The organism is Actinokineospora spheciospongiae (genome assembly GCF_003182415.1).
GTDB lineage: Bacteria > Actinomycetota > Actinomycetes > Mycobacteriales > Pseudonocardiaceae > Actinokineospora > Actinokineospora spheciospongiae.
This window is the reverse complement of sequence record NZ_QHCP01000005.1, coordinates 63,134-75,777: the sequence shown is the minus strand read 5'-3', so window position 1 is coordinate 75,777 and position 12,644 is coordinate 63,134. Positions and strand designations below refer to the sequence as shown.

Here is a 12,644-nt window from a genome sequence, read left to right as displayed (position 1 = left end):
GACGTCACGGGGAGGGGCACAATGGGCGGCATGGGAGAGCTGGGGATCGGCATCGGCTGGCGGTCGGAGATCGACCTGACCGTGGAGCGGCTGCCGGGTGTCGACTTCGTGGAGGTCGTGGCGGAGAACCTGCACCGCGACCACCTGCCGGAGTCGGTGCGCATCCTGCGCGGGCGCGGGGTTCCCGTGCTCCCCCATGCCGTCTCGCTGTCCCTGGGCGGGGCCGACCCGGTCGACCCCGCCCGGGTTGAGCACCTCGCCGAGGTGGCCGCGATGCTGGACGCCCCGATGGTCAGCGACCACGTGTGCTTCGTGCGCGCGGGCGGGTTGGACTCCGGTCACCTGATGCCGGTGCCGCGCACCCGCGAGGCGCTGGAGGTGTTGGTGGACAACGTGAAGACCGCGCAGGCCGGGCTCGGGGTGCCGCTGGCGCTGGAGAACATCGCCGCGCTGCTGCGCTGGCCGGACGCCGAGCTGACCGAGGCGCAGTTCCTCACCGAGCTGACCGAGCGCACCGACTGCCTGCTGCTGCTGGACGTGGCGAACATGTGGGCCAACGCCCGCAACCTGGGTGAGGACCCGGTGGCGCTGCTCGACGGGCTTCCGTTGGAGCGCCTGGCTTACGTGCACGTCGCGGGCGGGGTGGTGCGCGACGGGGTCTACCACGACACGCACGCGCACCCGGTGCCGCCGGAGGTGCTGGAGCTGCTGGGCGAGCTGTGCCGCCGGGTCTCGCCGCCCGGGGTGCTCCTGGAGCGCGACGACCGCTACCCCGCCGACGCCGAACTCGCCGCCGAACTGGCCGCGATCCGCGCCGTGGTGGCCGGGTGAGCGCGCGCGAACGGCTGGCCGCGCGGCAGGCGGAGCTGTTGGCGGCGCTGCTGGCCGACGGCCCGGCGCCCGCCGGGTTCGACGCCGAGGCGCTGCGGGTGGAGGCGGATGCCCTGCTGGCCAAGCGCCGCCGCGTGGTCGCCCTGATCGACCCGGAGGTCGCCGAGTCCTGCGGTGAGGACTTCGCGCCGCTGTTCGCCGAGTACGCCAGGGGGAACCCACGCCGCGACGGCTCCCGGGCGCGGGAGGACGCCGCCGCGTTCGCCGCGTGGGTCGAAGCGCGCCGCCCGAAGCGCCGGTGGTGGCAGGGCGGGAGACGGGGCTGAACCCGTTGGTATTCGGCCGAATGGCTTCCCGGCACCGATTCGGGGACCCCTCCCTGGAAATCCCGGTAGGGTGACCTTGCGGCTTGGGCTCGAACACCGCAGCGCACCGGCACCGGGGAGGACTGGATGCGGCACCTCTGCTGGGTCGCCCTCTGCCTGCTCGCGCTGACCGGCTGCGGTTCCGGCCCCGGGGGCGGTGAACGCGCCTGCACGCTCATCGGCGGCCGGACCGGGATCGGCGTCGTGGTGGACCCCGGGGCACCGGTCCTCGACACCCCCGCGCTGCTGACCCTCTGCGCCGACGGGCGGTGCCGGGACGTGCCCGTGCCGCTGGAACCGGCGACCGGCACCGGGGCGAGCGGGTGCTCCGGCGGGGTCTGCTCGGCGCAGGTGGCGCCCACGGGCGGTCAGGTGGGTTTCGCCGAGGTCGACGGGCTGGGCGAGCAGCCGCTGGAAGTCACGCTGACCGCCGGTGACCGCGAATTCCGGACCACGGTCACCCCGGCGGCGGTGTACCCGAACGGTCCCGACTGCGGCGCCGCGGGCGTGCAGGGCCGGGTCGGGCTGACGGCCGCGGGCAACCTCACCAACCGCTGACCCGTTCAACCGTACGGCGGATTGTGGACTATTCCCCCAGTGCATAGTTTCTTTCCCACAGGGGGCTCGATATCGGGGGGAATCTTTTTCATCACCGGTCATCCGGTCCTTTGGTCCTGTCCGCTCACGACCGGAGGTACCCGTGCGAAGTCGCACACCAGTACTCGCCGCGACCACCGCGGCACTCGTCCTCGCAGGCCTGCCCGCCACCGCCGCTCCCGCGGCGGCGGCCACCGGCCCGGCCGACCCGGCCCGCACCGTGACCCTGCTCAGCGGTGACCAGGTCTTCCTCGCAGGCCCGGACGCCCGGCCCGAGGTCCGGCCCGCCGCCGGGCGCGAGCACGTCGCGTTCCGGGTGCGCACCACGGGCGGCCACCTGCACGTCGTCCCGGCCGACGCGCAGGCGCTGCTGTCCTCGGGCAGGCTCGACCCGCGGCTGTTCGACGTCACCGGCCTGCTCGAGCAGGGCTACGACAACCGCCGCGGCGACCTGCCGCTGATCACCACCGGCCCGGCGCCGCGCGCGGCGGTCGCCGGGGTGCGCACCGTGCGCGACCTGCCCGCCTCGGACGGCCGCGCGCTCAGCGCCGACAAGTCCGCGCTGGCGGGTTCCTGGCGCGCGCTCGCCTCGACGGGCCGGGTCTGGCTCGACGGCAAGGTGACCGCCACCCTCGACCGCAGCGCCGCGCAGATCGGCGCGCCGCAGGCCTGGCAGGCGGGGGTGACCGGCGAGGGGGTGACGGTCGCCGTGCTCGACACCGGCGTCGACCAGACCCACCCGGACCTGGCGAGCCGCGAGGTCGGCGAGCACAACTTCAGCGACGCCGCCGACGCCGTGGACCGGTTCGGCCACGGCACGCACGTCGCCTCGACCGTCGCTGGCACCGGCGCGAAGTACCGGGGCATCGCGCACGGCGCGCACCTCCTCGACGGCAAGGTGCTCAACGACTTCGGCTCCGGCCAGGAGTCGTGGATCGTGGCGGGCATGGAGTGGGCCGTCGCGCAGGGCGCCGACGTGGTCAACCTGAGCCTCGGCGGCTACGACACCCCCGAGGTGGACCCGCTGGAGGAGGCCGTCAACCGGCTCTCGGCCAGTTCCGGAACCCTGTTCGTCATCGCCGCGGGCAACAGCGGCGCGGCCAAGACGATCGGCTCACCGGGCAGCGCCGACGCCGCGCTGACCGTCGGTTCGGTCGACCGCGAGGACGCGCTGTCGGAGTTCTCCAGCCGCGGCCCGCGCGTCGACGGCGCCGTGAAGCCGGACATCACCGCGCCGGGCGAGGACATCGTGGCGGCGAAGGCGGCCGAGGCGATCATCGGCGACCCCGCCGAGGACGGCTACATCGCGCTGTCGGGCACCTCGATGGCCACCCCGCACGTGGCCGGGTCCGCGGCGCTGCTCGCCCAGCGGCACCCGGACTGGACCGGGCAGCAGCTCAAGGCGGCGCTGACCGGCTCGGCCAAGCCGACCCCGGGCCTGAGCTCGTTCGCCCAGGGCTCCGGCCGGGTCGACGTGCCCGCCGCGCTGGCGGCGCGGGTCACCACGGAACCGACGTCGGTCAGCTTCCCGACCGCGGTGTGGCCGCACGCCGACGACGCCCCCGCCACCGGGGAGCTGACCTACCGCAACGGCGGCACCGAGCCGGTCACCCTGGACCTGACCGCTGACGTCGTCGGCCCGGACGGCAAGGCGGCCCCGGCGGGCATGTTCACCGTCACCCCGGCCCGGCTCACCGTCCCCGCGGGCGGCACCGCGACGGCCACCGTCGGCGTGGACACCCGCGTCGGCGCGGTCGACGGCCTCTTCGGCGGCTCCGTCGTGGCCACCGGCGGCGGGACGACCACCCGCACCGCGGTCGGCGTCGACCGGGAGGTCGAGAGCTACGACGTCGCGGTGACCCTGATCGGCCCCGACGGCAAGCCGACCGGTGACGCGAGCGCCAGCCTGTTCGGCTACGACGACCCCGGCTTCCACGACGGCGCCAGCCCCACCGGCACCTTCACCCTGCGGGTGCCCAAGGGCCGGTACGCGTTCGACGCCTTCTTCTCGTCGGAGGCGGACCGGACCCTGCGGACCGTGGTGCAGCCCCTGCTGGAGGTCACGAAGGACACCGCGGTCGTCGCCGACAGCCGCACCACCAGGCCGATCGACGTCACCGTCCCCGACGCCGGGGCGGAGCAGCGGCTCGGCGCGATCGGGTTCACGGCGAGGACCGAGCGCAGCAGCTTCGGCAGCTTCACCCTGGTCGACTCGTTCAGCTCGATCCGCACCGCGCGCCTGGGCCCGAAGCCGCAGGGCATCGCGGTGGACTCCGCTGTCGAGGGCACGTACACCAGCGACAAGGGCTTCTACAACCTGTTCTACGGCGTCCCGGGCGACTACCCCACCGGGTTGACCAGGCACCCCCGGGCGGCCGAGCTGGCCACGCTGAAGACGACCTTCGGCAAGACCGCGCCGGACGCCACCCTGTCGTGGAGCGCCTACGCCTCGACCCCCGGTGGCCTGTCGTCTGGGTTCGTCCTGATCTCCCCGGCGTCGCTCAGCGGGACGACCCAGTTCGTCAACACCGACGACGGCGTGCGGTGGGCCGTGAACGCCTACTTCGAGGGATCGCTGCCGGTCGAGTACTGGAGCCCGCCGCTCACCCTCCGGGCGGGCCGCACCACCGAGCGGCGGATGCACGTGGGGATCTTCGGGCCCGACGTGAAGTCCGGCGCGAACTCGGGGTTCCTGCGGGGCGGCGACTACCTGTTCGCGCGTCCCGGCCTGGTCTCCGACGGCGCGGGCAACTCCGGGTTCAGCGACTTCACCGGCACCACGACGCTGTCCAAGGACGGCAAGGTCATCGGTGAGAGCGCGGAGGGCGGGTACGGGGTCTTCGAGGTGGGCGACGCCTCCGGCACGTTCGAGGTGGCCACGACCGGCGACCGCGACCCGGCCTACGGCTTCGCCACGCACGTCGACGCCAAGTGGACCTTCCGGTCGAGCCCCGAGCAGGAAGCCATCCAGCTCTCCGCGGTCCGCTTCCACGGCGCGCTCGACGCCGACAACGCGGCACCGTCCGGGCGCTACTACCTGCCGGTGTCCTTGGAGCGGGAGACCGGTCAGCCCGACCTCGCGAAGAAGCTGACCGTGGACGTTTCCTACGACGAGGGCAAGACCTGGTCGCGGGCGCAGGTGATCGCCAAGTCGCTGGTGGTGCTCGACCACCCGAAGGGCGCCGGTTCGGTGTCCCTGCGGGCCTCGGCCGAGGACCACCGCGGCAACTCGGTCGAGCAGACCGTGATCCGGGCGTACAAGGTCAAGTAACCGCAGCACGGGGGCGGCCCACCCGGACCGGGTGGGTCGCTCCCGCGCTGTCACCACCACTGGGCCGGGTCGGCACCCGGCGTGCGGGGAGCGCTGTCCCACCGCGGCGGCGACCCGGGCAACCCACCGGGGACCCGCACGTGCCGGAGCCGCCCGAACGCGCTGTCCACCTCGGACAGGTACGCGTCCACCGGGCCGCCGTGCTCGGTGGAGTCGATCCGGCCCAGGCCGTCGAGCCAGTGCGCGGTGCGGGCCAGCGAGACCCGCACGTGCCAGGTGCCGCCCTCGACGGCCCGCCTGCGCAGCGCGGTGATCACGCCGAACGCGGCCAACCAGCCGGTGCCGTGGTCGAGGGCCTGCGCGGGCAGCGGGACCGGCTCGTCCGCCCCGGCCGCGATGCCGGTGGCCAGTTGCACCAGGCTGTCGAACCCGCGCCGGGTCCGCCACGGTCCACTGTGGCCGTAGGCGCTCAGGCTGACCAGGATCGCCCCCGGCGGCAGATCGCGCTCACCGAAACCCTTGGCGGCCAACGAATCCGGTCGGAAGGACTGGACCAGGACGTCGCCGTCGGCCAGCAGCGCGCGCAGCACCGCCCGGTTCTCCTCGGCGCGCAGGTCGAGGTGGGTGGTGCGCTTGCCGAACCCGGTGTCCACGGCCAGCGGGTGCGCGGTGGGCAGGTGCGCGGCACCCACGTGCAGCACGTCGGCACCGTGCGCGGCCAGCGTGCGCCCGCACACCGGGCCCGCGATGACGTGGGTCAGGTCGAGCACCCGCACGCCCGCGAGCGGCCGGTCGGCCCTGGGCAGCGGGCGCGCGGACCCGTCGCCCACCCGGTCCACCGCCACCAGCGGCTCGGCCGCCACCGCGACCCCCTGCGGGTGCCCGCGCCACCGCGCGGCGGGCCGCAGCGCGGCGGCGGCGCCCCCGGCGGCCAGCACCAGGTCGGCGACCTGCTCGGCCGGGCGCCGCAGCACCCCGGCCGCGACGTCGTCGCCGAGCACCGACCGCGCGGCCGCCTCGTGGAGCGGGTGGTTGCAGTGCAACCGCACCCAACCGTCGGCGGCCCGGTAGTCGCCCGACAGCGGCGCCCACACCGGGCCGGGCGAGGCGCCGTCGACCAGCAGGTGCCGCTCACTGCGGAACGACTCCACCGCGTGCAGCAGGTCGACCGACACCGGACCGGGGTCGGTGCCGCGCTCGCGCAACAGCTCGGCCGCCGCCCCGGTCACCCGCCGCACGCACCAGGCGGCGGCGTGCGCGACCCGGAACGGGCCCGCGACGACGCGCTCGCCCGCGCCGGTCACGGCAGGTTGGTGACCAGCTCCGCCGGGGGCACGCGGGTGCCGGTGTAGAACGGGACCTCCTCGCGCACGTGCCGCCGCGCCTCGGTGCCGCGCAGGTGGCGCATCAGGTCCACGATGCGGTGCAGCTCGTCGGCCTCGAACGCCAGAATCCACTCGTAGTCGCCCAGCGCGAACGAGGCCACGGTGTTCGCCCGCACGTCGGGGTAGTCCCTGGCCTCCTTGCCGTGGTCGGCGAGCATCCGGCGGCGGTCCTCGTCCGGGAGCAGGTACCACTCGTAGGACCGGACGAACGGGTACACGCAGATGAACTTGCGCGCCTCCTCACCGGCCAGGAACGCCGGGATGTGGCTGCGGTTGAACTCCGCGGGCCGGTGCAGCGCCACCTGGCTCCACACGGGCGTCGACGCCCGGCCCAGCGCGGTGCGGCGGAAACCGGTGTAGGCGGCCTGCACGTCCTCGACGGCCTCCGCGTGCCACCAGATCATGTAGTCCGCGTCCGCCCGCAGCCCGGCCACGTCGTACACCCCGCGCACCACCACCCCCTTCCCCTCCAGGGCGTCGAGGTACTCGGTGGTCTCCGCGGCGGCGTCCGCCCGGTCCTCGGGCAGCGTGCCCGCGTCGACCCGGAACACCGACCACATGGTGTACCGGATGGTGTCGTTCAGCTCGGCGTAGTTGAGGCGCGACATGCGCCCATCGTCGCACTCCCCCGACCCGGCCCGCCGCCCCAGGTGGCCAGGATCGCCACCGCGGCGCTCAGCGCTCGTCGAAGAACCGCGCGGCCTGCTCGCGGATGCGCTTGAGCCGCTTGGAGACCGGGCTGTGACCGCGGTAGCCCAGGATGCCCGCCACCTCGGTCAGGTTGGTGTAACCGCTGCGCAGGAGCACCACGACCTGCCGGTCCCGCTCGTCGAGCAGGGCCATGAAGTCGCCGAAGACCACCCGGTCCTCGACCTCGGTCTCCGGCCCCTGCACCGGGATGGTGTCGGTCAGCTCCACGAACCGCACCTTGACCTTCGACCGCTTCCGGTAGAGCTTGCGCTCGAAGTCCTCCCTGGCGAAGGTCCACCGCTCGCTGAAGTCGTCCTCCACCCGGTTCGCCCGCACCGCCTCCAGGATTCCGCGCAGCCTCCCGTCGTGGTCGGCGGCCTCCACCGTGCGCACCACGGTCTCCGCCGCGTCCTCCTCACCGCGCCACAGGTCGGCGCCCACCCGCGGGTTCGCCAGCACCACGTCGTCGGTCAGGGTGCCGTCGGCCAGCGGCAGGGGCACGGCCGGGACACCGTTGTCGACCACCGGCAACCCGCGCAGGATCTCCTGCATCACCCGCGTGATCGGGGGCAGCCAGAAGTCCAGGTTGTGCGCCAGCAGCCGGATCGGGTCGACGGGGGTGAACCCGCTGATCGGCGAACCCGGCATGAGGTGGCGCCACACGGTCGCCGCCCACGCGCGCGACAACCGCGCCTCGAAGTCGGCGGGCAGGTACCGGTCGACGCTGCTCGACTCCGCCAGGAACGGCCACTGCCCGCTGCCCAGCAGCGGCAACCCGTGCCGCTCCACGGCGCGGCGCGGCAACAGGTGGAACAGCGGCGCGTACTCGTGGTACCGGGTCCTGGTGCGCGGGATGAACATGACGTTCGCGTCCCCGCTCCCGGCCACCCGCCGCAACTCGACCGGCAGCTCGTCCGCGCCGACGAGCAGCCCGCGGTACTGGGCGGCCTCCCACAGCAGGTTCCACTGCGAGATCGCCCCGGCCAACTCCAGGCTGTCCGCGGCCACCACCGGGACCGTGACGTACTCCGGGGGCTTGGGGTCCCTGGCCCGGATGACCGCGCGGAACAGCGACCCGGCGGAGAGGTTCCACAACCGGGGGTACTCGTCGGGGGTCGCCCGCTCGGGGTCTTCGAGCAGGTCCTCGCGCCGCAGGGCCTCGATCTCGTCGTCGGACAGCAGGGGGTCGTCGGTCATGCTCACGTCCTCGGCGGGGGTGCTCATAACACCTTCACGACAACCGACCCCGATTCCGTTCCCGTCCCAATCGAACACTGCCCCTGTGGACAACTGTTCGACAGCCCCGGGGGATCGGGGCAAGCTCACAGCGGGCCACGAACCCGTGACAGGACGAGCACCGATCCGAGACCCGCAGGAGGAGAAACGAAACAGAATCACAACTGCACAGCGAGTCGTGCGCGTGGATGCCCCGGCCTGTGGGCGGTGAACCACCGAGCCGCCGCAGCCCGCCAGGCATCGCCGCGCCACCCGGCGGAGCCCTGGACGGCCCGGGGGCGCGGCACTGGGCGAGACGCACCCGACGGCGGGGTGTGGCGCATCACCCGACGGGAGCCCCCGACCGACCACATACGGCACCACCTGGTGCGGCACCACCGGGCGAGGTGCGTCCATGCCCGGTGGGCAGGGCGCCACCGCGCCGGGCGCACCCGGTCGGCGAGGTCCACCACAACCCGGCCAGCCAGGTTGTGGCCCTACCAGGCGAGGCGGGTCCATGCCTGGCGGGCAGGGCGCCACCGCACCAGGTGCACCTGGTCGGCGAGGTCCACCACAACCCGGCCAGCCAGGTTGTGGCCCTACCAGGCGAGGCGGGTCCATGCCTGGCGGGCAGGGCGCCACCGCACCAGGTGCACCCGGTCGGCGAAATCCACCACAACCCGGCCAGCCAAGTTGCGGCACCACCAGGCGAGGCGGGTCCGGGCGAGGCGGGTTCCGGCAGTGGTGCGCTGGGCGCATCGCGGTCCGGGTGGCCCTGCCCTGGGGTCCGCCGCTTCGCCGGTGTGCCCGGCGATCGGGTTCTGCCACGTGCCTGCTCGGTGGACCGGGACGGGGCCGGGAACGTCGGCGGGGTGGTGCCCCGTGCGCCGCATCGGTGCGCACGGGGCCTTGCGCTTCGGAACGGCACCGCGCTCACGCCGCCGTGTGCGCCAGCCAGTGGTCGGCCAGGGCGCGGTCGCCGGTGATGGTGATCCGACCGGCAGGCAGCCGCCGGGTGAGCACCAGCAACAGGTCCCCGACGGGGCCTGCCAGTGTCGCGTCCGCGGTGTCCGCGGCACGTGCCCACCGCACGCCGTCGGGGGTGCGGGTGACCAGCCAGCCCGAGCCGGTGTCGGGGTGGACCAGCAGGGTCTGGCCGGTGCCGCGCAGTGCTGAGAAGGCCGGTTTCAGCGTTGGCGCGACCGGGTCGGACAGCACCTCCAGCCACTCGCTGATCGCGTCGGCCGCGAGGTCCGGCGCCACCTCGAACGCGGTGCCCGTGGCGAGCGCCGCGTCCGCGTGGTGCACGGTCGTGTCGTGGAGCATCCGACGCAGCCAGAACGCCGCCGGTCGCGGGCCGAAGAAGGTCCACACCGGACTCTCGGCGGCGGTCAGCACCGCGTCGGTGAGGTGCGCGGCGCCTTCGTGCAGCCAGTCGGACCACCCGTCGGGCGAGCCGGGGTCCGCGTCGAACGGGTCCGGCACCGGGGTCGGCCCGGACCGGATGACGTCCGCCGCCCAGCGGTGCGCCTGGCCGATGTGTCCGACCAGCACCCGCAGCGGCCACTCCGGGCACGTGGGCACCCGGGCCTCCGGGTCGGCGCCGGTCACCGCCTCCGCGAACCCGGCGGTGTGCTCGTGCAGTCCCTGGACAAGTCGCGCGGTTTCCATGGTCGTACCGTAGGAACTCCACTCGACTGGAGATTCCACCGATGGTGACCGGCGACACACTCGGGATCGGCGACCTGGCGCGGCGGACCGGCGTGCCCGTCCGCACGATCCGCTTCTACTGCGACGAGGGGCTGCTGGCGCCCGCGCGCAGCGTCGGTGGGCACCGCCGGTTCGACCCGACCGCGGTCGGCCGCCTGAACCTGGTGCGGCGGCTGCGCGGGCTCGGGCTGGGCCTGAAGTCGATCACGGACGTCCTCACCGGGCAGCGTTCCCTCACCGACACCGTGGCCGCCGAGCGCGCCGCGCTCGACCGCGAGGTGGCGGCGCTGGCCTGGCGGCGCTCGGTGCTCCGCGCGGTCGAGGAGGCGCCGCCCACCGACCGCGCCGCCCGGCTCGAACTGCTGTGCGCGGTGGCCGACGGGTTCGCCGCGCACGACGTCCTCGTCCGCCTCTGGCGCCCGATGACCACCGGCCCGATCCCGCCGGACACGGCCCGCATGTTCCTCGACATCAGCGCGCCGCGACCGCCGGAGCTGCCGACCCCGGCTCAGGTCGTCGCGTACGCCGAGCTGGTGCTGCTCGCCACCGACCGCGCGCTGGCCACCCGGCTGCGGGCCAGCACGCTGGTCGACCACGACCGCATCGCCGACCTCGGCGCCCTGCACGCCGCCGTCGGCGCGGCCTGCGAGCTGGCGTTCCCGCAGGTGGCGGTCGGAGCTCGGCCGCAACCGGGTCCCGCACTCGACCTGTTCGTCGCGGCCCACGCCGCCGCGCTGGGCACCGGCGACACCCCGGGGTTCCGGCGCGCGCTGAACCGCCGCACCGCCGCCGACCGGCACCCGCGGTTGCGCCGCTACTGGCACCTCGCAGGCGAGATCACCGGCGAACCCGCGCCGGTCGGTGTCACGCACACCTGGCTGCTCGACGCCCTGGACCGCTCGGTCAGCCGAGGCTCCCCGGCCGCGTCGGCGCCCTGAACGACACGAACAGGTCGAACCCGCACTCCCGCTCGGGTACCGCACCCCGCCCACCGGCACCGCGACGACCGACGCGTGGTCATCCGACCGGGAGCCACCGCGGGGAAGGCGTTCAACGAGGACGGGTACCGCTCGTCGCCGACAGTGCGGGCGAGGCAGGCCCGGCAGACCAGGCCGCCGCGTCAGCGGGCGGGGTGGGCCCGGGTGGCGAGGTGTGTCGCGATCCGGTGCGCGGCGGCGTCGCCCGTGGCGACGCACGCGGGGATGCCCACTCCGTGCAGGGTTGCGCCTGCCACGGCGAGGTCGGGGTGGTGGGAAACCGCGCGTTCGATCTCCTCGACCAGCCCGGTGTGCCCGACCGCGTACTGCGGCAGCCCGCCACCCCAGCGGGTCACCGCGGCGTCGACCGGTGGGGCGGTGACCCCGGTCAGCTCCACGAGGTCGGCGCGCACCAGCCGGACCAGTTCGTCGTCGTCGGCGTGCAGGGCACCGGGGTCCCCGTGCCTGCCCACGGACCCGCGCACCACCACGACGTCGCGGTCGGCCAGGTGCGGCCACTTGGTCGCGGAGAAGGTGAAGGCCTTCACCGCGAACCGGGTGCCGTCGAGCCGCCGTTCGCCCGCGCCGAGCAGGACCCCGGAGGTGCCGGGCAGTTCGGCGCCCCCGGGCAGCGCCACGGCGACCACGGCCATCGAGGCGACCTCGACCCGCCCGTAGGCGGCGGAGGCGGCGGGCACCGGTTCGGCCAGCAGGCGCCGCGCGGCGGGTGCGGGCACGGCCAGCACGACCGCGTCCACGTCGAGCACCGGGTCCTCGGGGGCGTGTGCCGGGGTCGCCGCGCCCAGGTGCAGCCGCCAGCCGTGCTCGCGGCGTTCGAGCGCGCGCACCGGGACGCCCAGCCGCAGGTCGGCCGCGGCGGAGTCGACGAGCCGGTCGACGAGGGTGCCCAGGCCGGTGGCGACGGTGCCGAAGACCGGTCCCCCGGCTGGCACCGGGGTGGCGGTGGCAGCGGCGGCGGTCAGCGAGGGGGCGCCGTCGTCGAGGGCCTTGGCCAGGCCGGGCATGGTGGCGCGCAGGCCGAGGCCGTCCACGCTGCCCGCGTAGACACCGCCGAGCAGCGGGTCGACCAGCCGGTCCGGCAGTTCGTCGCCGAAGCGGTCGCGCAGCAGGGCGCCGAGGGCGGCGTCGCCGTCCCAGTCGACCGGTGGCAGCCCGGGTTCGGCGGCGACGCGGCGCGCGCCCTCGTCGGTGAGCAGGTCGGCGACGGCGTCGGCGGCCGTGGGCACCCCCATCACCGTGCGGCCGGGGATCAGCCTGGTGACCCCGCCCGCGCGGACGGTGGACCGCGCCTTGGCCGGGTGCACGACCTGGTCGGCGAGGCCCAGCTCGGTGAGCAGGTCGGTGACCTCCGGCCTGCGCGCCAGGTAGGCCTCCGCGCCCACGTCGTACCGCACCCCGCCCACCTCGGCGGTGCGCAGCTTGCCGCCCACCCGGTCGCCCTGCTCGACGACGACGACCTCGGCGGCCGGGCCGAGCAGGGCGCGCAGCCGGTGCGCGGCGGTGAGCCCGGAGATCCCGGCCCCCACCACGGCGACTCGCGGCGCGCGCCCCGCTTCGCCAGTCGCGCCACCGGGCCCACCGC

Annotated in this window: 10 protein-coding genes; 5 read left to right on the top strand and 5 right to left on the bottom strand. The window is 74.8% G+C overall.

Annotation, left to right across the window (positions count from 1 at the left end):
- The first annotated feature begins 30 nt into the window (after positions 1-30).
- The 4 genes from DFQ13_RS14475 (at position 31) to DFQ13_RS14460 (ending at position 5,064) form a co-directional block, all read left to right on the top strand.
- Complete coding sequence (locus tag DFQ13_RS14475) at positions 31-831, top strand: DUF692 domain-containing protein (protein WP_110080517.1); 801 nt, start codon at positions 31-33, stop codon at positions 829-831.
- A complete protein-coding gene (locus tag DFQ13_RS14470; RefSeq protein ID WP_110080208.1) occupies positions 828-1,157 on the top strand; it encodes a hypothetical protein in 330 nt (109 codons plus the stop codon). The genes DFQ13_RS14475 and DFQ13_RS14470 overlap by 4 nt, the downstream gene beginning before the upstream one ends.
- Positions 1,158-1,283: 126 nt before the next feature.
- Positions 1,284-1,754, top strand: coding sequence for a hypothetical protein (locus tag DFQ13_RS14465; RefSeq protein ID WP_110080207.1), 471 nt, complete (start codon positions 1,284-1,286; stop codon positions 1,752-1,754).
- A gap of 142 nt (positions 1,755-1,896) precedes the next feature.
- Positions 1,897-5,064: a S8 family peptidase gene (locus DFQ13_RS14460; RefSeq protein WP_110080206.1), complete on the top strand. Its 3,168-nt coding sequence runs from the start codon at positions 1,897-1,899 to the stop codon at positions 5,062-5,064.
- 50 nt (positions 5,065-5,114) lie between these two features.
- Here the strand turns inward: DFQ13_RS14460 and DFQ13_RS14455 are convergent, their stop codons facing one another.
- The 4 genes from DFQ13_RS14455 to DFQ13_RS14440 all read right to left on the bottom strand — a co-directional run bounded on the left by DFQ13_RS14455 (position 5,115) and on the right by DFQ13_RS14440 (position 10,025).
- A complete protein-coding gene (locus DFQ13_RS14455; protein ID WP_110080205.1) occupies positions 5,115-6,368 on the bottom strand; it encodes a CoA transferase in 1,254 nt (417 codons plus the stop codon).
- Positions 6,365-7,057, bottom strand: a complete 693-nt coding sequence (gene hemQ, locus DFQ13_RS14450) for a hydrogen peroxide-dependent heme synthase (protein ID WP_035282977.1) — start codon at positions 7,055-7,057, stop codon at positions 6,365-6,367. Before hemQ ends, DFQ13_RS14455 begins: the two co-directional genes overlap by 4 nt.
- Positions 7,058-7,124: 67 nt before the next feature.
- The gene (locus DFQ13_RS14445) at positions 7,125-8,363 is read right to left on the bottom strand and encodes a sigma-70 family RNA polymerase sigma factor (protein ID WP_233438411.1); all 1,239 of its coding nucleotides are present in this window, start codon (positions 8,361-8,363) and stop codon (positions 7,125-7,127) included.
- Positions 8,364-9,287: 924 nt separating this feature from the next.
- Positions 9,288-10,025, bottom strand: a complete 738-nt coding sequence (locus tag DFQ13_RS14440) for a maleylpyruvate isomerase family mycothiol-dependent enzyme (RefSeq protein WP_110080204.1) — start codon at positions 10,023-10,025, stop codon at positions 9,288-9,290.
- A 41-nt stretch (positions 10,026-10,066) separates the two neighbouring features.
- Between DFQ13_RS14440 and DFQ13_RS14435 the strand changes: the two genes are divergently transcribed.
- Positions 10,067-11,002 (top strand): MerR family transcriptional regulator, encoded by a 936-nt coding sequence (locus DFQ13_RS14435; protein WP_233438410.1) that lies wholly within the window; start codon positions 10,067-10,069, stop codon positions 11,000-11,002.
- Between the two features lie 182 nt (positions 11,003-11,184).
- On the opposite strand, the gene hemG is transcribed toward DFQ13_RS14435, so the two are convergent.
- A complete protein-coding gene (gene hemG, locus DFQ13_RS14430; RefSeq protein WP_233438409.1) occupies positions 11,185-12,591 on the bottom strand; it encodes a protoporphyrinogen oxidase in 1,407 nt (468 codons plus the stop codon).
- Between the last annotated feature and the right edge of the window lie 53 nt (positions 12,592-12,644).

Excerpts from the sequence above, each read along its gene's own strand:
- DFQ13_RS14475 (WP_110080517.1), top strand. The coding sequence starts at position 31 with ATGGGAGAGCTGGGGATCGGCATCGGCTGGCGGTCGGAGATCGACCTG.
- DFQ13_RS14435 (WP_233438410.1), top strand. The coding sequence starts at position 10,067 with ATGGTGACCGGCGACACACTCGGGATCGGCGACCTGGCGCGGCGGACC.
- DFQ13_RS14445 (WP_233438411.1), bottom strand. The coding sequence starts at position 8,363 with ATGAGCACCCCCGCCGAGGACGTGAGCATGACCGACGACCCCCTGCTG.
- hemQ (WP_035282977.1), bottom strand. The coding sequence starts at position 7,057 with ATGTCGCGCCTCAACTACGCCGAGCTGAACGACACCATCCGGTACACC.
- DFQ13_RS14465 (WP_110080207.1), top strand. The coding sequence starts at position 1,284 with ATGCGGCACCTCTGCTGGGTCGCCCTCTGCCTGCTCGCGCTGACCGGC.
- DFQ13_RS14440 (WP_110080204.1), bottom strand. The coding sequence starts at position 10,025 with ATGGAAACCGCGCGACTTGTCCAGGGACTGCACGAGCACACCGCCGGG.